Source organism: Peribacillus sp. B2I2, assembly GCF_041261685.1.
Lineage (GTDB): Bacteria > Bacillota > Bacilli > Bacillales > DSM-1321 > Peribacillus.
Window position 1 is genome coordinate 3,974,393 of sequence record NZ_JBGCCB010000001.1, and the last position, 22,103, is coordinate 3,996,495.

Annotated in this window: 19 protein-coding genes and 1 other annotated feature; of the genes, 3 read left to right on the plus strand and 16 right to left on the minus strand. The window is 42.7% G+C overall.

Annotation, left to right across the window (positions count from 1 at the left end; all coding sequences use genetic code 11):
* Positions 1-176: 176 nt before the first annotated feature.
* The 10 genes from ABIE66_RS19655 to zapA form a co-directional block, all read right to left on the minus strand.
* The gene (locus ABIE66_RS19655) at positions 177-1,154 is read right to left on the minus strand and encodes an electron transfer flavoprotein subunit alpha/FixB family protein (RefSeq protein WP_289325959.1); all 978 of its coding nucleotides are present in this window, start codon (positions 1,152-1,154) and stop codon (positions 177-179) included.
* A gap of 69 nt (positions 1,155-1,223) precedes the next feature.
* A complete protein-coding gene (locus ABIE66_RS19660) occupies positions 1,224-1,997 on the minus strand; it encodes an electron transfer flavoprotein subunit beta/FixA family protein (protein ID WP_370016003.1) in 774 nt (257 codons plus the stop codon).
* A 111-nt stretch (positions 1,998-2,108) separates the two neighbouring features.
* A complete protein-coding gene (locus ABIE66_RS19665; protein ID WP_370016004.1) occupies positions 2,109-2,882 on the minus strand; it encodes an enoyl-CoA hydratase in 774 nt (257 codons plus the stop codon).
* Between the two features lie 123 nt (positions 2,883-3,005).
* On the minus strand, positions 3,006-3,593 hold the full coding sequence (locus ABIE66_RS19670) for a fatty acid metabolism transcriptional regulator FadR (protein ID WP_289325961.1): 588 nt from the start codon (positions 3,591-3,593) through the stop codon (positions 3,006-3,008).
* A 201-nt stretch (positions 3,594-3,794) separates the two neighbouring features.
* Complete coding sequence (locus ABIE66_RS19675) at positions 3,795-5,492, minus strand: AMP-binding protein (protein ID WP_370016005.1); 1,698 nt, start codon at positions 5,490-5,492, stop codon at positions 3,795-3,797.
* Between the two features lie 468 nt (positions 5,493-5,960).
* Positions 5,961-6,368, minus strand: a complete 408-nt coding sequence (locus tag ABIE66_RS19680) for a DUF350 domain-containing protein (protein ID WP_370016006.1) — start codon at positions 6,366-6,368, stop codon at positions 5,961-5,963.
* Positions 6,369-6,432: 64 nt separating this feature from the next.
* The gene (locus ABIE66_RS19685) at positions 6,433-8,787 is read right to left on the minus strand and encodes an endonuclease MutS2 (RefSeq protein ID WP_370016007.1); all 2,355 of its coding nucleotides are present in this window, start codon (positions 8,785-8,787) and stop codon (positions 6,433-6,435) included.
* Between the two features lie 35 nt (positions 8,788-8,822).
* Positions 8,823-10,541: a DNA polymerase/3'-5' exonuclease PolX gene (polX, locus tag ABIE66_RS19690; RefSeq protein WP_370016008.1), complete on the minus strand. Its 1,719-nt coding sequence runs from the start codon at positions 10,539-10,541 to the stop codon at positions 8,823-8,825.
* Positions 10,542-10,752: 211 nt separating this feature from the next.
* Positions 10,753-11,298, minus strand: coding sequence for a CvpA family protein (locus tag ABIE66_RS19695; RefSeq protein ID WP_289315420.1), 546 nt, complete (start codon positions 11,296-11,298; stop codon positions 10,753-10,755).
* Positions 11,299-11,302: 4 nt separating this feature from the next.
* Positions 11,303-11,563 carry a cell division protein ZapA gene (gene zapA / locus ABIE66_RS19700; protein ID WP_048678967.1) on the minus strand — a complete coding sequence of 87 codons (261 nt, stop codon included), beginning with the start codon at positions 11,561-11,563 and terminating at the stop codon, positions 11,303-11,305.
* A gap of 172 nt (positions 11,564-11,735) precedes the next feature.
* Here zapA and rnhC point away from each other — a divergent pair, with 172 nt between their 5' ends.
* Positions 11,736-12,695, plus strand: coding sequence for a ribonuclease HIII (rnhC, locus tag ABIE66_RS19705; protein WP_289325966.1), 960 nt, complete (start codon positions 11,736-11,738; stop codon positions 12,693-12,695).
* 38 nt (positions 12,696-12,733) lie between these two features.
* The gene (locus ABIE66_RS19710; RefSeq protein ID WP_370016009.1) at positions 12,734-14,278 is read left to right on the plus strand and encodes a hypothetical protein; all 1,545 of its coding nucleotides are present in this window, start codon (positions 12,734-12,736) and stop codon (positions 14,276-14,278) included.
* A 41-nt stretch (positions 14,279-14,319) separates the two neighbouring features.
* Here the strand turns inward: ABIE66_RS19710 and pheT are convergent, their stop codons facing one another.
* The 3 genes from pheT to ABIE66_RS19725 all read right to left on the minus strand — a co-directional run bounded on the left by pheT (position 14,320) and on the right by ABIE66_RS19725 (position 18,905).
* Positions 14,320-16,734: a phenylalanine--tRNA ligase subunit beta gene (pheT, locus tag ABIE66_RS19715; protein ID WP_370016010.1), complete on the minus strand. Its 2,415-nt coding sequence runs from the start codon at positions 16,732-16,734 to the stop codon at positions 14,320-14,322.
* A 28-nt stretch (positions 16,735-16,762) separates the two neighbouring features.
* On the minus strand, positions 16,763-17,803 hold the full coding sequence (gene pheS / locus ABIE66_RS19720; RefSeq protein WP_098370018.1) for a phenylalanine--tRNA ligase subunit alpha: 1,041 nt from the start codon (positions 17,801-17,803) through the stop codon (positions 16,763-16,765).
* Between the two features lie 58 nt (positions 17,804-17,861).
* Positions 17,862-18,103: a binding site (T-box leader), on the minus strand.
* A 43-nt stretch (positions 18,104-18,146) separates the two neighbouring features.
* On the minus strand, positions 18,147-18,905 hold the full coding sequence (locus tag ABIE66_RS19725) for a TrmH family RNA methyltransferase (protein WP_370016011.1): 759 nt from the start codon (positions 18,903-18,905) through the stop codon (positions 18,147-18,149).
* Positions 18,906-19,027: 122 nt separating this feature from the next.
* Between ABIE66_RS19725 and sspI the strand changes: the two genes are divergently transcribed.
* On the plus strand, positions 19,028-19,237 hold the full coding sequence (gene sspI, locus ABIE66_RS19730) for a small acid-soluble spore protein SspI (protein WP_214748415.1): 210 nt from the start codon (positions 19,028-19,030) through the stop codon (positions 19,235-19,237).
* A gap of 33 nt (positions 19,238-19,270) precedes the next feature.
* Here the strand turns inward: sspI and ABIE66_RS19735 are convergent, their stop codons facing one another.
* The 3 genes from ABIE66_RS19735 to ABIE66_RS19745 all read right to left on the minus strand — a co-directional run bounded on the left by ABIE66_RS19735 (position 19,271) and on the right by ABIE66_RS19745 (position 21,886).
* On the minus strand, positions 19,271-19,663 hold the full coding sequence (locus ABIE66_RS19735) for a hypothetical protein (RefSeq protein WP_370016012.1): 393 nt from the start codon (positions 19,661-19,663) through the stop codon (positions 19,271-19,273).
* 342 nt (positions 19,664-20,005) lie between these two features.
* Entirely contained in the window at positions 20,006-20,776 is a 771-nt protein-coding gene (locus ABIE66_RS19740; RefSeq protein ID WP_370016013.1) for a general stress protein, read from the minus strand.
* Between the two features lie 180 nt (positions 20,777-20,956).
* A complete protein-coding gene (locus ABIE66_RS19745; protein ID WP_370016014.1) occupies positions 20,957-21,886 on the minus strand; it encodes a YsnF/AvaK domain-containing protein in 930 nt (309 codons plus the stop codon).
* Positions 21,887-22,103 lie beyond the last annotated feature (217 nt).

A 22,103-nucleotide genomic window follows, 5' to 3' on the forward strand; every position in this document is an offset into this window, starting at 1 on the left:
AGACAGTATACCATTGTTGCTAGAAACGATGCTAATATTTTGCTTCAGTGGTAGGATGTCCAAAAAAAGAGTAAATATGCAGGCTCAAACCTTGCCTAAAAGCCAAGAAAAATGAAGGGGCAAGACATGTATCGGCTTATGCCAAATGTCTTGCCCCTCATCAGAATTTATTTCTTTTAAGCGTTAACTTTTAGTTTTTTGAATTCTTCCGTAAGTAATGGAACGACTTCGAAAAGATCTCCGACAATTCCATAATCAGCTATATTGAATATGTTAGCTTCCGGGTCTTTGTTGATGGCAACGATAACCTTGGAGTTGGACATCCCCGCTAAATGCTGTATCGCTCCAGAAATACCGCAGGCGATATAAAGGTCTGGTGTAACGACTTTACCCGTTTGCCCGATTTGCAAAGAGTAATCGCAATAGTCCGCATCACATGCACCGCGGGAAGCACCTACCGCTCCGCCCAGTACTTGTGCCAGTTCCTTCAATGGTTCAAAACCATCTTCACTTTTCACGCCACGGCCACCTGCGATGATTACTTTTGCTTCTGAAAGGTCGACCCCTTCACTAGCTTTTCTAACAACATCTTTGATGATTGTGCGTAAATCCTTAATATCCACACTTAATGCAGAAACATCACCAGAACGGGACTCATCTTTCGCTAACGGTTCAATATTGTTCGGACGGATTGTCGCGAATATCACGCCATCTGTAACAATTTTCTTTTCAAATGCTTTACCAGAATATATCGGGCGGGTGAAAACGATATTTCCGCCTTCTTCTTCAATGGATGTAACGTCGGAAATCAATCCTGATTCAAGCTTTCCAGCCAATTTAGGTGCAAGGTCTTTTCCCAGAGCCGTATGTCCAAAGAAAATCCCTTCTGGCTTTTCCTGCTCGATGACGGCAAGCAATCCTTGCGCATAACCATCTGAAGTATATTGTTTCAATTGATCATTTTCGACTGCAACAACCCGGTCTGCACCATACTGGATCAATTCATTTCCGAAATTTTGAACACTGTCACCAACTAAAACACCTACGATTTCCCCGCCATCTGCAGCAAGTTTAGCCGCACCGATAGCTTCAAATGATACATTTCTTAGTGAACCGTCGCGAACTTCGCCCAATACAAGAAACTTTCTAGCCATTTATAAAAACCTCCTGTGCTCTATTTTATCTATTTGTCGTGTGTTGTTGTTTTAAAAGTACCGTTTCGATTAAATCACTTTTGCTTCGCTGCGTAATAATTGAACAAGTTCGCTGACTTGGGCACCGATTTCGCCGTTCAATACTTTTCCAGCTTCTTTTTTCGCAGGAAGGTAGATTTCAATCGTTTTTGTTTTTGCTTCAACATCTTCCTCTTCCAAATCCAGGTCATCCAATTCCAATTCTTCAAGCGGTTTTTTCTTCGCTTTCATGATTCCCGGCAAAGAAGGATAACGTGGCTCATTTAGCCCTTGTTGAGCTGTCACTAACAATGGAAGAGATGCTTCGATCGTTTCAGAGTCCCCTTCGACATCCCGGATAACGCTTACATTTCCATTTGCAATGTCCAGTTTAGTAATGGTTGTAATATAAGGAATTTCTAAAATCTCGGCAACTCGTGGACCCACTTGACCAGAACCGCCATCGATTGCAACGTTCCCTGCAATGATTAGATCGGCATTTTTACCTTTTAAGTATTCGCCTATAATTTTGGCAGTCGTGAATTGATCGCCATTTTCTATGTCGTCCTCAATATTTATCAATACGGCTTTGTCAGTCCCCATTGCAAGCGCTGTGCGTAATTGCTTTTCAGCCTCTTCGGTTCCGACAGAAATAACCGTTACTTCGCCGCCTTGTGCATCTCGCACCTGGATTGCTTCTTCAACAGCATATTCATCGTATGGATTAATGATGAATTCTGCTCCATCCTCATTAATTTTCCCGTTGGATAGTGTAATTTTTTCTTCTGTATCAAATGTTCTTTTCAGCAGTACATAAATGTTCACGATAATACCTCCCGAATGATTTGAGTTTTGAAGATTATGAATTTTATTGATATATATTATTGTATTCTTCAAATTTCATCAAAATCCTGCATGATATATAAAAATAGTTATTTATTTCCCTTTGAATACAGCTTCTCTTTTTTCCATGAAAGCGCCAATTCCTTCTTTTGCGTCAGCAGTATCGAAAGCTTTGCCAAAGAGGTCGGCTTCCCTTTCCACACCTTTATAGTAGGAATCATGCTTGGAATAATTTAATAATTCTATAGCCGCCTTTAAAGCCAGAGGGCTTTTCTTGGCAATTTTATTGGCTAGTTCCTTCGCTTTTGGAATCAGTTCTTCATCCGAGAAAGCATGATTGGCCAATCCGCATTGCACAGCTTGGATACCTGTAATCGGTTCACTTGTAAACAGCATTTCAGCGGCCTTTGCCATACCCACATAACGAGGAAGACGCTGGGTGCCAGCAAATCCAGGGATTAAGCCCAACTGCAGTTCAGGCAAACCTAGTTTAGCCTTTTCGGTTACCAAACGGATGTGACAGGACATGGCCAGCTCCAATCCTCCGCCAAGCGCCGCACCATGGATGGCTGCAATGACCGGCTTTGGAAAAGATTCTATTTTCTCGAATACAGATTGACCATTCTTGGTCAGCTTCTCGAAAGCCTTACCGTTTGTCACTTCCGTAAACTCTTTAATGTCTGCTCCTGCAGAGAAAAACCTTCCTTCACCATGAAGAAGGACAACCCGTACGGCTTCGTCTTGCTCAATTTGATCAAAGGCCTGTGACAGCTCTCCGATGATTGACGTGGAAAGCGCATTTGCTGGTGCATGATCAATCGTTATAAATGCTACATGATTTTCGACAGAAAGCTTAAGGTATTCCATATCTATCCCTCCTGGCATCTAGTCAAACTTTTTTGAAAATTCTATATGTATCACTTCCCGGTAAGCCGGAGAGCATATTAACCGATTCTTTCGAGGATGGCTAGCCATCCTCTATTAAAATCGTTAACTTTTCAAGCCACAGCCGCCAATTAGAAGGCGGTGAACGTCTGGTGCAAGGTCTGGGAGCGAATACTTTTGCTCATTCATGACCCAAGTCGTCACTGTTTCGTCAATCGTTCCAAAAATCATCTGCCTGGCAAGTAAATTATTTAAATCAGGCAAAAATTCGCCGTTCTCTTTTCCTTCTATAATGATCTGATCGATTAAATTTAAATATCCTCTTAACACATCATTAATCCTTAGGCGTAATTCTTTATTCGACTGTCTTAATTCCAACTGAGTGACAATTGCTAAATTCACGTCTTCTGAAAGGTTTTGAAAATGTTTTTGGATGAGCACATGCAGTTTATCCGAAGCTGTGGTCTTTCCTTTTAGTTCTTCTTCGATCTGTTCCACAAAATAGCCCATCTTTTCATGGAATAATGATATTAAGATATCTTCTTTATTTTTAAAATAAAGATATATGGTGCCATCCGCTACGCCTGCCTGCTTGGCGATTTTGGATACTTGAGCTTGATAGTAACCGTTTTGGGCAATGACGATAACGGCCGCATCAATAATTTGGTTATACTTTGGTCTGTTGCGTTTCACTGGATGTCCCCTTTCAGAAAATGAATGAATCATCATTCATATTTCTATCATAAAATGACGACCCTTTACTGTCAAGCAAAAACTTCTAAGAGTCATGGCATTCCACTTATGTTCATTGTACAGCCCCGATCCATAGGTTGTCCAGTCGTTCTGCAAAACACGGAGCCCTATTCCGCTGCTCCGTATGAAGGGGTTGCTTGTTTACGCTTCTTTTCTTTCCTCCGATATTTTTTTCTTTTCTTCCTCGATAAGGACTCTTCTCAGGATCTTTCCTATCGTCGTTTTAGGAAGTTTCTCCCTAAATTCATAGCTGCGCGGCACCTTATAGGAAGCCAGGCTTTTTCTAGCAAAATCATTCAATTCATCTTCAGTCACCCGGGCATTTTTTTTCAGTACGACGTAGGCTTTGACGGTCTCACCGCGATATGGGTCAGGGATACCTGCCACAACAACCTCCTGTATGGCCTCATGCTCGTATAGTACCTCTTCCACCTCACGTGGGTATATATTGAAACCACCAGCAATGATTGTATCCTTTTTCCTCTCGACTACATAAAAGAACCCACGCTCATCCATGTAACCCAGGTCGCCTGTTAGTAGCCAGCCATCTTTAAAAGTGCTTTCCGTTTCATCCGGACGGTTCCAGTAACCTTGCATTACCTGAGGTCCTTTTATGGCAATCTCACCAATTTCATTCGGAGGAAGCTCTTCGCCCGTTTCCAAGGACAGAATCACCGAGTCGGTATCTGGCCATGGCAATCCAATGCTTCCTTTTACACGCGGCTGATCCCAAATGAAATTAGCATGGGTTACCGGTGAGGTTTCCGACAGTCCAAAGCCTTCAACCAGCTTCCCGCCGGTAATTTTCTCAAACTGCTCTTGAACCTCTAAAGGTAATGGTGCAGAACCGCTTATGCAGGCATTGATGGAAGAAAGGTCATACTTAGCGATATCTGGATGGTTCAAGAGGCCGATATACATCGTTGGTGCTCCTGGAAACATGGTCGGTTTCTGTTTTTGGATGGTTTTAAGCGTCGCTTCAACATCAAACTTCGGCATGATGATCATGGTATTCCCTTCCATGACGGAAAGAACCAAGACTGTCGTCATACCGTACACATGGAAGAATGGGAGTATCGCAAGAATCCTTTCCTCACCGCGCTTATTTTTATAAAGCCATGCATTGCACATTTTTGTATTTGCCAGCAAGTTCTTATGGGTAAGCATGACCCCTTTGGGAAAGCCTGTTGTCCCGCCAGTATATTGCAAAAGTGCAAGGTCGTTATTCACATCGATCGGCTCGGCGACTTCTTCAGGGACCTTTTGTTTCATGATTTCGGAAAATAAATGATGATTGCCCGCATGCTCCACATTGATGACAATGCCATATTGCTTTTTTTGAATAAAAGGATAGATAAGATTTTTCGGAAAAGGTAAATATTCCTTGATAGCGGTTACAATTATATGTTCTATATCCGTTCTTGAAGCGACTGCAGTGACACGGGGAAATAAAATATCCATCGCTAAAATTATTTTCGCTCCTGAATCTTTCATTTGATACTCTAATTCACGTTCAGTATAGGTTGGATTCGTTTGAACCACGACACCGCCAGCCATCAATATCCCAAAAAAGCTTATGACACCCTGAGGGCAGTTCGGAAGCATGACGGCAACGCGTTCTCCTTTTTGAAGACCGATACTTTTTAAATACACTGCGAACTTTAAAGCAGATTCATGCACTTCCTGGAAAGTTAATTCTTTTCCCTGGAAATGAATCGATACTTTATCAGGGAATTCTTCGGCTGATTCCTTCAAAAAAGAATAAAGAGGTTTATCTTCGTACGACAAAACCGCTGGTATCTGTTCCGGATAAATAGCTTGCCATGGCTTATTGCTCATTTGCCCCCTCCTTCTGAATATTCTCAATACTCTTTATCATTATAATACAATCGGGATTTTCTTACAATTGCTTAAATTCAGAAAAATAAGCATAAAGGCTGATGATGAGCGTTAAGGTAGTCCATATGTCCTACAAGAGTACAAGAGAGGATTGGAAACACTTAAAAAGGAAAACAAAAAAAGGAGTGTTTTACTCCTTACAGACAGTAAACAAACTTGAAGAAAAGCTTTTTTTTGTCCCATTTCAATATGTTACGAATTAGATTTGCAGCATAGCCTTGGTTTCGAAAGTTTCACTTTACACACCACCTCCTTTTTTAAAATGGAATTCAAATAAAAGAAGCGGCACAATGGCCGCTTCAATTGAAGAATATCATATAAAAAATTCCTAACAGAAAAAAGATTCCGCAACAAACAATTAAGACTTTTGCAAGCTTCTCCACAGTTTTCTCCCTCTCATGAAGGGCATTAAGAAATTCCTGCGCCGATGACAAAAGATAATGCGATTGAAATGATCATCGATAGGAATCCAACTGCCCGATTATCTTTTTGTATCTCTTCATCTATTTTAAATCCAGGAGTCATAAATTCAAAAATGAAATAACCGATCAACAGAAGGATAAATCCGTATACGCCCCAGCCAATCATGGTAAGCATCGAATTCTGATGGAGGATGGACTGTTGGAATACATAGGCGATCCCAAATATTTTACCACCTGTTGCCAACGCGACAGAAAGGTTTCCCTGTTTGATTTCCTCCCAGTTCTTGTACTTTGTGACAAGTTCAAAAATGGCTAAAAAAACAATCATGCAAAGAATGACGACACTGTAACGAGCAGCTATATATACATATTCATTTTCCCACATGTTCTCCATGGTCCAACTCCCGAATGGTAACTAGCCACCCGGCTTGGCAGTTAGCCGGAATGACCACTTTCCTTTATTTAAATTCCACCACCGTAACACCTGTTCCGCCTTCACCGGCTTCGCCGAAGCGAATCCTTTTGACAGAGCGGTGATTTTTCAAGTATTCCTGGACCCCGGACCGGAGAGCGCCCGTTCCTTTACCATGAATGATGGAGACACTGGAATAACCGGCCAAAAGAGCATCATCAACGTACTTTTCCACTCTTGATATTGCATTTTCAAAGCGTTCACCACGTAGGTCAAGTTCCACGCTAACATGATAATCGCGACCTTTTATCGTAGTAAGCGGCTTTATTTCTTTTACTTTCGTGGCCTTGATGAATTCTAGGTCAGACTCCTTCACCTTCATTTTCATGATGCCGATCTGAACCTGCCATTCATTACTTGATACCTTCTCGATCAAATGACCTTTTTGACCAAAACTTACGACCTTTACTTCATCTCCAGGTTTCAAGCTTTTATCCAGAGGCCTCGCCACTTTATTTGATGTTTTTTTCACTTTAGGCGCTGCTTCTTCGAGCCGTTTTTTGGCATCGATCAGTTCATGTTCTTTAACATCGGCATGCTTTTCGAGTCGCAGTTTACGTAAGTCAGCTATAATCGCTTCCGCTTCTTTTTGTGCATTTTCAACGATCGCCGCTGCCTCTTTTGCCGCCTTTTCAACCATAGCATCCCGTTCTTCATGGTATTCACCAATTTGCCTTTGAAGGTCTTTATGAAGGATTTCTGCCTGTTTCAAGTGATTCTTGGCTTCCTGCTCCTCTTCTTCGGCCTTCTTGCGGCTGTCTTCAAGGGACGCTATCATATTCTCAACTTTATTCGTATCCTCACCAATATGGCTGCGGGCGTTGCTTATCACGCTTTCTTCCAAACCAAGGCGCTTGGAAATTTCAAACGCATTACTCCGTCCCGGTACACCGATCAATAGTTTATAGGTGGGACTCAAGGTTTCCACATTAAATTCAACGCTTGCATTAATGACGCCTTCCCGATCATATCCATAAGCTTTTAATTCCGGGTAATGTGTCGTGGCAATCACACGTGCACCGCGCTTATACACTTCATCCAAAATGGAAATGGCCAAAGCGGCACCTTCCTGAGGGTCAGTTCCCGCTCCAAGCTCATCGAATAAAACTAGGCTATCATAATCGACATTCTTAAGGATATCGACAATATTGACCATATGCGAAGAGAATGTACTTAAGCTTTGTTCAATCGACTGTTCATCGCCAATATCGGCATAAACAGAGGAAAACACTGCCGTTTCGGAACCATCAAGCGCAGGGATTTGCAGACCTGACTGGGCCATTAATGTACAGAGGCCAATCGTTTTCAGGGTAACCGTTTTACCTCCTGTATTCGGTCCGGTGATAACAATTGTCGTAAATTCATCACCAAGGAAAATGTCATTGGCCACGACAACATCACTCGGAATGAGCGGGTGTTTCGCTTTGAATAATTTCACGCGTCCCTCATTATTCAAAATCGGTTTGGACCCTTTTATCGCTTTTGCATACTTTGCCTTGGCGACAAGAAAATCGATTTGTGCAAGGACTTTGACATTATGAAGCAATTCAGGGGTGAACGCACCTACCTTTTCCGAAAGTTCGACCAAGATCCGTTCTATTTCCTGCGTTTCCTTCACTCGGGTTTCCTGCAGGACATTATTCAGTTGAACGATTGCTTGCGGTTCAATGAACAATGTCTGTCCAGATGAGGATTGATCATGAATGATCCCGCCATACACACTGCGGTATTCCTGTTTTACCGGGATGACAAAACGGTCATTCCGGATGGTGATGATGGCGTCCGATAACATCTTTGATGCATTGGAAGAACGGATCATACTTTCCAGCTTTTCCCGGACACGGCTTTCGTTCGTCCGAATTTGGTTTCTTAGGGTACGGAGCTTATCGCTAGCAGAATCCATCACTTCGCCATGCTCGCTTACTGCATACGTAATTTCCTGCTGCAAATCAATCAATGGATGAAGGGAATCGATATATTCGGCTAAAAGCGGAACTTCAATTTCCTGTTCTGCAAGTTCTTCGAAGAAACGGCTGAGAATCCTGCCGGCTCGAATGGTACTCGCAAGTTCCATCAATTCCATAGGTGAGAGCATTCCGCCAATCTGTGCCCTTTTTGCATGAGGACGGATATCAAAAATCCCGCCCAATGGCAAGTTACCTTTCAAGCGGACGATTTTTGCTGACTCATCTGTTTCTTCCTGCCATCTCGACACCTCTTCAAAATCAGTAGAAGGCATCAAGTGCTGTGCCTTCTCTTTTCCTATGGAAGAGGATGCGTGTGAGATTAATTGTTCTTTTATTTTATGAAATTCCAATGTCTTTAAAGCTTTATTATGCATGGAGTTAAAGCTCCTCCTTATTTATGGGCAAATAGTTAATCATTTCTCTTTAAAAACGCTAATAATCCATCCGTATCCCTTGCATTAAGAACCGTTGATTCTTTAATCCAGCCCTTTTTGGCCGACGAGACCCCAACAGGCATATGATCAAGCATATCGATGCTGTGGGCATCTGTATTGATAACAATCGGAACGCCTGCTTCCTGTGCCTTGCGCAGATGGGGAGGTGCCAAATCCAATCGGTTCGGATTCGCATTCAATTCCAAGGCGGTATTCGTTTCGCGTGCCAGTTCGATCAGCATCTCTATATCGACATCATATCCGGCGCGTCTGCCGATAATCCTTCCCGTTGGATGGGCGATTATGTCGACATGCGGATTATTCAGGGCCGTTTTTAAGCGCTCCATGATCGTTTCCCGCGGCTGTGAAAAGCTTGAGTGGATCGATGCGATAACCAAATCCATCTCTGCAAGCAGCTCATCGTCATAATCAAGTGTCCCATCAGGAAGTATATCCATTTCAATCCCCGAAAGAACGGTAAAATCATCGTATTTTTCATTCATTTCATGGATGATCCGTTTTTGTTCCCGTAAACGTTCCACGGTCAAGCCGTTCGCAACTTTCAAATATTGCGAATGATCGGTTATGGCCATATATCGATAACCTTTTGCACGGCACGCTTCAATCATTTCTTCAATGGTATGAGCCCCATCACTCCATGTGGTATGCATGTGCAGGTCACCTTTGATGGCCTCCAAAGATATGAGAGGTTCATTTGCATCATAATGCTCTACTTCCGTTCCGTCTTCACGCAGTTCTGGGGGAATGAATGGAAGACCAAAATGATTATAAAAACGTTCTTCCGTTTCAAACGTCAATACCTCACCGGTTTCAGCCACTTCCACCCCATATTCGCTGATTTTCTCACCGCGATCTTTAGCCAGCTGGCGCATTCGCACATTGTGATCTTTCGAACCGGTAAAATGATGGAGTGTCGTTATGAATTCCTTATCCTTCACGATCCGGAAATCGACGGAAATATCATATTCATAATCTAGCACGACCGATACTTTTGTATCACCCGCTGCAATCACTTGCTTTATGCCCTTTAATGCAAGCAGTTGATCCTTAACTTCTTCGGGATGATCTGTCGAGATGATGAAATCGAGGTCCTTGATCGTTTCCCTCATACGCCTGATGCTGCCGGCTCTGGAAGAACGGATGATGTATTCCATGTTAGCAAGGGCCGTTTCAATATCATCCGCAATCGGCCTCATGAAGGCAAGGGGCAGCCGATCAGGCCTTGAACCTGCCTCGGCAATCGCAGACAGGATCTTCTCTTCCGTTTTTTTGCCGAAACCGGCAAGCGCCGCGACCCTGCCTTCTTCACAGGCGAGTTTAAGATCATTCACATCATTTACATGCAGCTCTTTATGAAGCTTGGCAATTTTCTTCCCTCCCAAACCTTGAAGCTGCAAGAGCGGAATCAGACCTTTTGGCACCTGCTCCTGAAGCTCTTCAAGTACAGTCGATTTCCCCTCATTCATATACTCTTCGATGACGGATGCCGTTCCTTTCCCGATTCCATTTAAAGCGGTAAAGTCTTCGATGGCCGTCAGGCTCCGGTCATCCGTTTCCAAGGCGCCTGCTGCCTTTCGGAAAGCTGAAACCTTGAACGGGTTCTCTCCTTTTAATTCCATATATATTGCTATTTTTTCTAATAATTTAATGATATCTTTTTTATTAATCGTCATTTCATTCACCGCCGAAAAAATTAGTAGGGTGTCCCATGTTCACTTTCTTAAAGATACCTTTCTTGGAGGCAAAGTACAAGCAGTCCGATTCTTGACTTTTGATTCAATCAGGGAGGAAGTTACATGCTGCTACATAAAAAGGGGCCTCCCCCATTCAAAGTATAGGAATCTAGGACTTTGAGAAAGGGAGGCAGGCCCTCGTATACTGACATTAAGATTGTTTTAAATCATGAAACCAAAGTTCCTTCACTTGCTCTGAAAGGAACGGTGTATGTTTCACGATCGATTCTGCCAGAAAAGAACCCGTTAATGGTTTCTGGATGGAATCCATTGGCAGCATGGCAGCTATATATAATATAATAAACATGATAAGATAGACTTCGATAAAGCCCAATATCCCTCCACCCCAGCGATTCAGCTGTTTTAAAATCGGAAGATGGGTAATGAAATTCAGCATGGACCCGATCATTTGCCAAAGAATCTTGGCAGCAAAGAAAATGATTGCAAAGGCAATCGCATTGTAATACGCCGTGTCCAGCCCGACTGTATCGAAAAACATATTAATGGTCGAGGAATCCCCCATAGTCGGAAACGGAATCCACAATTTCAAATTGGGAGCAAGATCTCCGTAAAATACATAGGCGACGATGAAGGCTACTATGAACCCAGTCATATGAACCGTTTGTAAAATGAAGCCACGCTTTAAACCGATTAATAAACCGATTAAAAGAATGGCCAGAATTGCTAAATCAAGCATGTACTCAGTCCTTCTCTCTCTTTAATTCCAGTTGAAGCTGGTCTAGTTCATCTTTTAATTTTATATATTCGTGAATCGTATTCACGGCCGTTAGTACCGCTAGCTTACTTGTATCCAAATATGGATTTTTCATCCTGATCTCTCTCATTTTTTCGTCAACCATCGAAGCGACCAGGCGCATATGACTCGCGCTTTCTGTACCGACGATTGTATATGGTTGTCCGTATATATCAACTGTTGTTTTATTTCGTTTATCGTCTGACAAAATGATGCCCCCAATCTAAACAATCCTAATTCTATCATATCATGAAGTTTTTCGTCATGAAAGAGAGTACAGCGTCATTTCTTGCATAAAAAATACAATAATTTGTCAAAAAAAAACGACTTAAGGAAGAAGATTACCTAAAAAATAAAATGAAGTTAGGAGTTTACCCATTATGTCCCATGTTGTTTTACTTATCAGCCCTGAACAAATAAAGGCGATGAAATCCCATTATTCTTCATCCTTGGCCGCCAAGCTGCCGCCGGGAAGCATCTTTTCCGCAAAACCGCCGCTATGTACGGTGACCGCCTATAAATCCGGAAAGGTACTCTTTCAGGGTAAGAATGCCGAACAGGAAGCGGTAAAATGGCAACAAAATACCACTGCTGTGGCTCCAAAGAAAAAAACGGCTTCATCTGCATCAGTAAACGTCCATCGCTATTCACCACCTGCAAATATCGGAAACATGTCAGTGATTGGTTCCGATGAAGTCGGAACAGGAGACTATTTCGGTCCGATCACCGTCGTGGCCGTATATGCAAAAAAGGAGCAACTCGCCCTGTTGAAGGAACTTGGTGTCCAGGATTCCAAAAATCTGAAGGATCCACAAATCATCGAAATTGCCAAACAAATTAAGGATGTGGTGCCATTCAGCCTGCTCACATGCGACAACCCGAAATATAATACGCTGCAGGCAAAGGGAATGTCACAAGGAAAAATGAAGGCACTCCTCCATAACCAGGCTATCAAGAATCTCATGCAAAAAATCCAGCCGGAAGAAGCGGAAGCGGTCCTTATTGATCAATTCGCTCAACCAGATGTATTTTTCAATTACCTAAAAGGCCAAGAACTATTTCAAGCCAATGCCACCTATTTATGCACAAAAGCGGAAGGCATACACCTTGGAGTGGCAGCCGCTTCCATCCTGGCCCGATATGCATTCGTCAAACGCTTTGACTTGCTGAGTGAAAAAGCCGGATTCAAAATTCCTAAAGGTGCCGGCTTTGCAGTCGATGAAGCGGCCGCAAGATTGATTCATGAGAAAGGAATCGAATCATTAAACGAATTCACGAAAACCCACTTCGCCAATACAGAAAAAGCGAAGCGATTATATCAACAGAAATATCATAAATAAGGGAAAGCGGCTGACCTTCCGGGTACAGCCGCCTTTTTTTGTTTAATGAAGAACGTGATATACTCGTGAGTTTGCTCCATTTACTCGTGAATTTACGCACTTTACTCGTGAATTTACTCCATTTACTCGTGAGTTTACGCACTTTACTCGTGAGTTTACGCACTTTACTCGTGAGTTCGCGACATTTACTCGTGAGTTTGCGCGTTTTTCTCGTGAATTCGCGACATTTACTCGTGAATTCGCGCGTTTTACTCGTGAATTCACGCCATTTACTCGTGAGTTTGCTCCATATACTCGTGAATTTGCACATTTCACTGAATTCGTGCGTTTTACTCGTGAATTTACGCACTTTACTCGTGAATTCGAGACATTTACTCGTGAGTTTACGCACTTTACTCGTGAGTTTGCGCACTTTACTCGTGAATTTGCTCATTTCACTGAATTCGTGCGTTTTTCTTGTGAGTTTATGCATTTTACTCGTGAGTTTACGCACCTTACTCGTGAATTCACGCCATTTACTCGTGAGTTTGCGCACTTTACTCGTGAGTTCGCGCCATTTACTCGTGAGTTTGCTCCATTTACTCGTGAATTCGAGACATTTACTCGTGAATTTGCACATTTCACTGAATTCGTGCGTTTTACTCGTGAATTTACGCACTTTACTCGTGAATTCGAGACATTTACTCGTGAGTTTACGCACCTTACTCGTGAATTCACGCACTTTACTCGTGAGTTTGCTCCATTTACTCGTGAATTCGAGACATTTACTCGTGAGTTTACGCACTTTACTCGTGAATTCACGCCATTTACTCGTGAGTTTGCTCCATTTACTCGTGAATTTGCACATTTCACTGAATTCGTGCGTTTTACTCGTGAGTTTACGCACTTTACTCGTGAATTCACGCCATTTACTCGTGAGTTTGCTCCATTTACTCGTGAATTTGCACATTTCACTGAATTCGTGCGCTTTACTCGTGAATTTACGCACTTTACTCATGAGTTCGCGACATTTACTCGTGAATTCGCGCGTTTTACTCGTGAATTCACGCCATTTACTCGTGAGTTTGCTCCATTTACTCGTGAATTTGCACATTTCACTGAATTCGTGCGTTTTACTCGTGAATTTACGCACTTTACTCGTGAATTCGAGACATTTACTCGTGAGTTTACGCACTTTACTCGTGAGTTTACGCATTTTACTCGTGAATTTGCACATTTCACTGAATTCGTGCGTTTTACTCGTGAATTTACGCACTTTACTCGTGAGTTTACGCACCTTACTCGTGAATTCACGCCATTTACTCGTGAGTTTGCTCCATTTACTCGTGAATTTGCACATTTCACTGAATTCGTGCGTTTTACTCGTGAGTTTACGCACTTTACTCGTGAATTCGAGACATTTACTCGTGAATTCACGCCATTTACTCGTGAGTTTGCTCCATTTACTCGTGAATTTGCACATTTCACTGAATTCGTGCGTTTTACTCGTGAGTTTAGGCATTTTACTCGTGAGTTCGCGACATTTACTCGTGAATTCGCGCGTTTTACTCGTGAATTCGCACGTTTTACTCGTAAGTTCATAAAAAGACAGCTTCCCTGGATTCAGGGAGCTGTCTTTCTGTTTTTATCCTCTTAGTTCTGCGCCAGCTTTTTCTTTGACGGCTTCAAGCACTTTTTCATGTGCTTTTGTAATGTCCTCGTCCGTTAGCGTACGTTCCGGATCGAAGTATTTCAGTGAGTAGGCAATGGATTTCTTGCCTTCCTCCATTCTGTCACCCTCGTATAAGTCGAAGATGCTTACTTCTTTCAGTAGTTTGCCGCCAGCTTCTTCAATAATATCCTGAATGTCCCCGGCTTTCGTAGCTTGGTCCACAACGAGCGCGATATCGCGTGTTGTTGATGGATAGCGCGGAATGGTTTTGTAGGCAATCGGCGCGACTTCGGCTTCGGCCAATGCTTTTAATGAAAGTTCGAAAATGTATGTTTCTTTAATATCCAAGTCTTTTTGGACGGTTGGGTGCACTTGGCCGATAAAGCCAATCACATCACCATTCAAAAGTACTTCCGCTGTCCGTCCTGGATGCATGTCGTTGATTTCCGCTTGGCGGTAACTGATTTGATCAGTTAATCCAAGTGTATCGAATAACGCTTCGATCACGCCTTTGGCTACAAAGAAATCCACTGGTTTCTTTTCACCTTGCCATAGGTGCGACTCCCATAGGCCTGTAATGGCTCCAGCAACATGTTCTTTTTCTTCAGGTAGTTCTTGTTCGTCCTGCTTAAAGAAAACCGAACCGATTTCATACAAGGCTAGTGAATCCATTTGGCGGGCATTGTTATATTTCACGACTTCCAGCAATTGAGGAACGATGCTCAAACGCAATTGGCTCCGTTCTTCACTCATTGGCATTGCTAAACGAATGGATTCTCTAGCTTCCAATGCGAATTGGGACGCTTTTTCCTGGCTTGTCAGTGAATAGGTCACCGCTTGATAAAGGCCTGCGCCTTCAAGTGTACGGCGTGCTTTCCGCCGTTTAATTTGATAGTCAGTCAATTGGCCTGGAGTAGAAGAACCGATCGGCAGTGTAGCGGGAATGTTATCATATCCATATAAACGTGCAGCCTCTTCAACTAAATCAGCTTCAATCGTAATATCACCACGGCGCGTCGGGACAGTGATAGTGAACGTTTCATTGTCAAGTTCGACGCCGAATTGAAGGCGTTTGAAGATGGACTCTACAACTGACACGGTCATGCTTGTTCCAAGAAGTGTGTTGATTTTTTCAAGTGTGATGCTAATGACCGCAGGTTCCATTGTCAATTCATCCACTTCTGCCGCTCCTTGTAAGACTGTTCCGCCAGCATATTGTGCAATCAATTGTGCTGCACGTTCTCCAGCTTCACGTACACGGGCCGGATCGACGCCTTTTTCAAAACGGGCACTTGCTTCACTGCGTAAGCCATGGTCTTTAGAAGCTTTACGAACTACTGTACCTGCAAAATATGCACTTTCAATAATGATGTTCGTTGTATCATTTTTCACTTCGGAATCCGCTCCGCCCATTACACCAGCTATTGCAACAGGCTCGCTGCCATTTGTGATCACTAAATGGTCTGGTGTCAAAGTGCGTTCAGCTTCATCCAACGTTACGATTTTTTCTGCATCTTTCGCTCTGCGGATGACGATTTCCTTTGAACCAAAGCGGTCATAATCAAAGGCATGTAGCGGTTGACCATATTCAAGCAAAATGTAGTTCGTGATATCGACCACATTATTATGAGGTCGGATACCTGCAGACATTAGCCGAGTCTGCATCCAAAGTGGTGAGGGTCCGACTTTAACATCTTTAATGATTTTTGCAATGTATATCGGGTTATCTTCTTTCGCTTCCACTTTGACACTGATATAATCAGAAGCTTTTTCAGCTGCCTCTTCTTTCTCGACAACCGGCCATTTCACTTCCCGGCCTAGAATGGCACCCACTTCGTATGCAACACCAAGCATGCTTAATGCATCAGAACGGTTTGGAGTCAGTCCAAGTTCAAGCACTTCATCACTTAATCCGAGTTCCTCCAATGCATCATTCCCCACTTCCACATCATTAGGGAAGACGAAGATTCCTGTAGCATAATCCTTGGACACGAGCTTGGACTCGAAGCCCAATTCTTGAAGCGAGCAAATCATCCCGTGCGATTCTTCTCCGCGAAGTTTCGCTTTCTTGATTTTGAAATTACCTGGAAGGACTGCGCCAACAGTAGCGACTGCAACTTTTTGGCCTTTATCGACATTCGGTGCCCCACAGATGATTTGAACGGGATTTTCGGCCCCGATATCAACTTGGCATTTATTCAATTTATCCGCATTTGGATGCTGTTCACGTTCAATGACATGCCCGATGACGACTCCCTTAAGCCCTTCACTTTTCTTTTCTACCCCTTCAACCTCAATGCCGCTTTTCGTGATTTTGTCTGCTAGCTCCGTCGCATTGATGCCTGAAAGGTCAACATAATCTTGTAACCATTTATATGACACAAACATGGTAGGTCCTCCTTTTTAAAATAAAAATTTATGCTTCGTGATGGTTGAATTGTTTTAAGAATCGAACATCATTCGTATAGAAGTGACGAATATCGTCCACACCGTATTTCAACATGGCAATCCGTTCCACGCCAATTCCAAATGCGAATCCAGAGTATTTCTTGGAATCGAAGCCAGCCATTTCAAGGACGTTCGGATGAACGATCCCGCCGCCAAGCACTTCGATCCAGCCTGTTTGTTTACATACGCTACAGCCTTTACCACCGCAGATTTTACAAGAAATATCCACTTCGACGGATGGCTCCGTAAATGGGAAGAAACTTGGACGAAGACGGATTTCACGGTCTTGCCCGAATACTTTTTTCGCAAATACGTCAAGCGTTCCTTTCAGGTCGCTCATGCTGATGTTCTCATCGATGACCAAGCCCTCAATTTGTTGGAATTGATGGGAGTGTGTCGCATCATCGTTATCACGGCGATATACTTTACCCGGGCAGATGATTTTAACAGGACCTTGACCTTTATGTTTTTCCATGGTTCTTGCTTGAACCGGTGAAGTGTGCGTACGCATCAGGATTTCATCCGTGATGTAGAAGGAGTCCTGCATATCACGTGCCGGATGGCTTTTTGGCAAGTTAAGTGCCTCGAAGTTGTAGTAGTCGCTTTCAACTTCTGGACCTTCTGCAACCGTATAACCCATACCGATGAATAAGTCTTCGATTTCCTCCACGACACGTGTTAATGGGTGAAGATTCCCCTTGTTAACCGGACGTCCTGGAAGTGTGACGTCAATCGTTTCAGTTGCTAGCTTAGCATTGACTGCCGCAGTTTCAAGTGCTTTTTGTTTCTCCTCGATCTTTGTTGCGATCGCTTCCCGAACATCATTGGCTAGTGCCCCGATTTTCGGACGTTCTTCGGCAGATAATTTACCCATGCCGCGCAATACCTCAGTGATTGGTCCTTTTTTCCCTAAATAAGCGACACGTACTTCATTCAGTTCCTTTAATTCGGAAGCGGCGGCAACTTTTTGCAACGCTTCTTCCTGCAGTTCTAGTAAACGTTCCTGCATCATGTCTTCCTCCTTTATTTTCCTTTTGTAAAAATGAACACAAAAAAACCCCAATCCCTAAAGGGACGAGGTTTATGTATCGCGGTACCACCCTTATTAGTGCATGAACAAATAAACTTCTGCACTCACTTCATTAAAAATAACGGCTTTTCACCGGAACATTTTTCGGACATTCTGTCTTCCCAATGCCAACTCGAAAGGTGAATTCCCTTAAGCAGTGCCATAAAAATGCTTTCAGTCAAGGCATTTTTTCCCTGGATATGGATAACTTAAGTTACTACTCTTTGTCATCGTTGTTTCAATATAAAATTCTGTTTTATTATATTATAATTCCACGGCCGTTTCAAATCGATTTTCGTAAATGGTACATTAAAATCCCGGCAGCGATCCCCACATTCAGAGATTCGCTTTTTCCGTAGATGGGAATATAAAGGTTTTTAGTCGTTTTCTCCAGTAATTCCTTCGATACTCCTTGGCCTTCATTGCCGACCAGCAGGGCAAATCGGGAAGACTTTTCCACTTCTTCAAATGGGGATGCGCCTTCTAATGCCGTGCCATAGACCGGTGTGCCGAGTTGCTTCAGCTCATCGATGATTTCGGAAAGGTTCCCTTTAATGACAGGCATATGGAATAGGCTCCCTTGTGTCGAACGTACCACTTTGGGATTATACAAGTCGGCACACCCTTCGCCAAGAATGACCGCATCGATTCCAGCTGCATCCGCTGTCCTGATCATCGTTCCAATATTCCCCGGATCCTGGACGGCATCGATCAACAATAGTTTATCCGGATTAATGGACGTCATGCTCGTTGATTTCTGTTCACAAACAGCTGCAATTCCCTGTGGGGCTTCGGTATCGCATATCGCTTTCATAATATCATTTTTCACATAGATGACTTCTGTGCCTTCCAGCTTAAAATGGGCTGGCATTTCAGTTTCTTCATTGACGATCACTTCCATGACGATATCTTCTTTTAAGGCTTCTTCAACTAGGTGAAAACCCTCGACTAAATATTTGCCTGTTTTATCTCGTTCTTTTTTCGTCAATAGCTTTTTCCATTGCTTCACTTGCGGGTTTTTTACCGATTCGATATATTTCAAGGGTAAACGCTCCTTTAACTTAACACTGATTTTCCTATTATAACGCAATTCACATACATATTGCATGCGAGTTTGTGAAATGCTATTAATGTCAGTCATTATGTGTTAGAGGAGGAATAATTGTGAATTTAAACCTACGTAATGCGATCATCCAAAATGTATCTGGAAATTCGCAAGAGCAGCTGGAAGACACGATTGTCGATGCCATACAGAATGGCGAGGAAAAAATGCTTCCTGGATTGGGAGTATTATTCGAGGTCATCTGGCAAAATTCATCTGAACAGGAAAAACAGGAAATGATCACTGCCCTCGAAGAAGGATTAAAAAAATAACAGCCCTCAAAGGCTGTTATTTTTTTGATTAGCTTACTTCTTCATTGGTATCACTTTACCGGCGCCAGCCTTCAATTCTTCGATAGAGACTTCTTCATCGATAAGAAGAATGAATTTCTTAGCGCCCACTTCTTTAAGCATCGCTTTTGTCTCAGCAAAAGAGTAGCCGTATTTCGTAAAAAAGCTGCGTAAATCTCCAGATCCTTCATCAGTGAAGTAGTGGAAAATTTTTAAAAAAAGAGTATCCTCCTTATCCTGATTGGCGATGATCAGGATATCCGTATGTTCATTTCCAAGCTGCATATCATTTTTTATATCAGCTGCTACTGTCATTTGGGAGCCAGTCACGCCTTTTGCTTGTAAATCTTGAATTGCAGCAAGTAGTTCCGGATTAGAGTCAAAAACACCATATACGTTTTTTTCCATGTTTTTCCCACTCCTTGTTACTTTACTTATAATAAAATTCCTTTGTAATTATACCTTGCAGCTTTATCAATAAACAAGCAAATAGTCTATTGAGAATTCCTGACTAATATACGAGGGAACCCTTTGCCTAAAGGGTTTAAGATGAAAATTATCTACAGTTTTTTAAGGGATTGTACAATATGAACGTTGCCTCCTGGCACTTGCTTTCCGCGGGCGGTCCGGGAGCCTACTCGGCGCCTTTGCGCCTGCGGGGTCTCGCATACCCGTTGTTTTGAAATTTAGATAGAATCCCTTTTGTCTACAAACTGAAATAACAGCCTTGCGCAGGCTGCTATTTCAGTATTATAGATTATCGGTATTAATTCGATTTTTAATGTATTCATCCTTCAAGATGTCCTCTTTCTCTTGCTGCCCATTATTAGCATTCGGGCTTAAGGTCCGATCCAGTGCTCCTTGAGGATCCAGGGACTTATGATCCCCTGGCTTTTGTTCCTTATACTTTTCGGTGGAGTTCCCCCTGATTTCCCTTTCTTGGGCTCGCTTCGTATCCAGCTCTTCCTTATCAAAGATGTTGGCAGAATTTCCGTGAAGTTCTTCGCTTCTTCCTGGCCGTGCTTCCACTTCCCTTGTTTGAAATGCATTCGCAGTTGTTTCAGGAAAAAGGTTCGGGTCCGGGTTGTTCACCACCCCTGTTTTAAGCGGATTCTCTGCAGGTAGTTCGTCTGCACCCTGCATGCCGTTGGAAGTTACGCCTTCTCGTTGTGATAAAGTTTCCGATTCATCTAAAAGAATCAGGAATTTTCCAGCTTCCACTTCGTTTATATAAGCGGTGGCTTCACTATCGGCAAGCCCTAAGTCACCTAGTCGGTTCCTTATATCTCCAGAACCCTCGTTCAGGAAAAAGTGTTTCATCTTATCAATGAAGGAATCGTCGTTCGAGTTAGTAACGACGTCTACATCCGGATCCCGCTTTTCATTCACGAAACCCAAATCTTCTTTCTTATCAGCCATTACTGTTATTTCTCCCTCATGGACCCCTTTTTCCTTGAGGGATTGTATAGCCTGGATTACTTCTTTTTCCGTATTAAAAACACCATATAATGTTTTTCCCATGCATCTTCCTCCTATTATTCCGATATTTCTTCTTATCTGTATTTATACCCCGATGGGTGCTAATTAAACAAAAAACAGCCCATTCAAAGGTTCTCCTCCACTAAGTTCAAACCTCTTTATCAAGCTTTAAAATAAAAAGAAGCCTGCAGTTTTAAAAACTGCAGGCCATTTCCATCACTCTTAGAAGCGGTCGCTTCTTCGTTCAGTTGCCTTTTTCTCATTTACGAACGATTCATCTGTACTATCAAGCTTGATATCTTCAATTTTAAGAGTATCCTGAACTTGTTCCGTTTCTTGTACAGCATGTTTCCTGATGACAATTTCATCTGTGACAACAGGTTTTTTCGAAACTTCCAATTTTTCTTCAACTACTGGGATACGTAGTGTTTCCCCATCTTCAATGCTTCCAGTTTCCAGATTCTCTTCACGTCCTGAAACCGCTCTATGCTCGACTGTCACTTCTTCGTGTTCAACAGGAACATTTATCGCTTTATGTTGTTCATTGACTTCTTTATTAATGACCACTTCACCTGTCTGAACTCTTTCTTTGTCAATGTTCAGCTGTTCTTCCCGAAGTGTAAGCGTCCTTTCATCTTCAGGCAATTCACGGCCTTGCCCGTTCACTCCATAAACATCTTCTTTATTCAGTGCATCGTTTTTTTCAGTCCCGTTATAAAGCGGGTTGGCGGAGTTCGTATCCAGCCTTGTACCGGCAGTGTCCATTGTTCCTGTCGTGAATTTATCTCTTGCCGTCCCCAGGTGCCCTTCACCTTCTTCGACCAGAACCAGGACTTTTCCGTTTTCTACATCAAAGACATGTTCAGCCGCTTCACTATTCGAAAGACCAGCATTCGCCAATCTTGTTGAAAGGTCTGCCGTATCTTCTGGCATGAGGAAGCGTGCCACCTTGTCCATGAATGATTCGTCGTTAGGAACATTCGTCATTGTATGAACATCTGTTTCGCGTTGCTGGTTCGTGAAATCCAATGTTTCTTCCTTGTCTGCGACGACCGTAATATCGTCCCCTTCAAAACCCTTGGCCTTAAGTGCATTGATTGCTTGGATCACTTCTGCATTTGATTCATATACTCCATATACTGTTTTATTCATTTTACATTCCTCCTTAGATTTTGGTGACTGGTTTAGTGATGCTATATATAAACTCTACCCGCCATACACCTAAGTAAACGAGAAATCAATATTTCATTTATGTTATATCATTACATTTCGTTCTCAGCACAGAACAATTTTTCAAATGAAATCCAGGTATTATACGGGTTCCCCCATTTTTAAAAATGTAATGTTTACCCAAGTAATCCCATTTCAT

What these genes read in the sequence shown, in the direction of transcription:
- ABIE66_RS19680 (WP_370016006.1), bottom strand. Translation starts at nt 6,368, where the DNA reads ATGGAGAACATGTGGGAAAATGAATATGTATATATAGCTGCTCGTTAC.
- ABIE66_RS19695 (WP_289315420.1), bottom strand. Translation starts at nt 11,298, where the DNA reads ATGCTTGATTTAGCAATTCTGGCCATTCTTTTAATCGGTTTATTAATC.
- polX (WP_370016008.1), bottom strand. Translation starts at nt 10,541, where the DNA reads ATGACGATTAATAAAAAAGATATCATTAAATTATTAGAAAAAATAGCA.
- pheS (WP_098370018.1), bottom strand. Translation starts at nt 17,803, where the DNA reads ATGCAGGAACGTTTACTAGAACTGCAGGAAGAAGCGTTGCAAAAAGTT.
- ABIE66_RS19655 (WP_289325959.1), bottom strand. Translation starts at nt 1,154, where the DNA reads ATGGCTAGAAAGTTTCTTGTATTGGGCGAAGTTCGCGACGGTTCACTA.
- pheT (WP_370016010.1), bottom strand. Translation starts at nt 16,734, where the DNA reads ATGTTTGTGTCATATAAATGGTTACAAGATTATGTTGACCTTTCAGGC.
- ABIE66_RS19665 (WP_370016004.1), bottom strand. Translation starts at nt 2,882, where the DNA reads ATGGAATACCTTAAGCTTTCTGTCGAAAATCATGTAGCATTTATAACG.
- ABIE66_RS19685 (WP_370016007.1), bottom strand. Translation starts at nt 8,787, where the DNA reads ATGCATAATAAAGCTTTAAAGACATTGGAATTTCATAAAATAAAAGAA.
- ABIE66_RS19745 (WP_370016014.1), bottom strand. Translation starts at nt 21,886, where the DNA reads ATGAATAAAACAGTATATGGAGTATATGAATCAAATGCAGAAGTGATC.
- ABIE66_RS19735 (WP_370016012.1), bottom strand. Translation starts at nt 19,663, where the DNA reads ATGGAAAAAAACGTATATGGTGTTTTTGACTCTAATCCGGAACTACTT.
- ABIE66_RS19740 (WP_370016013.1), bottom strand. Translation starts at nt 20,776, where the DNA reads ATGGGAAAAACATTATATGGTGTTTTTAATACGGAAAAAGAAGTAATC.
- rnhC (WP_289325966.1), top strand. Translation starts at nt 11,736, where the DNA reads ATGTCCCATGTTGTTTTACTTATCAGCCCTGAACAAATAAAGGCGATG.
- ABIE66_RS19675 (WP_370016005.1), bottom strand. Translation starts at nt 5,492, where the DNA reads ATGAGCAATAAGCCATGGCAAGCTATTTATCCGGAACAGATACCAGCG.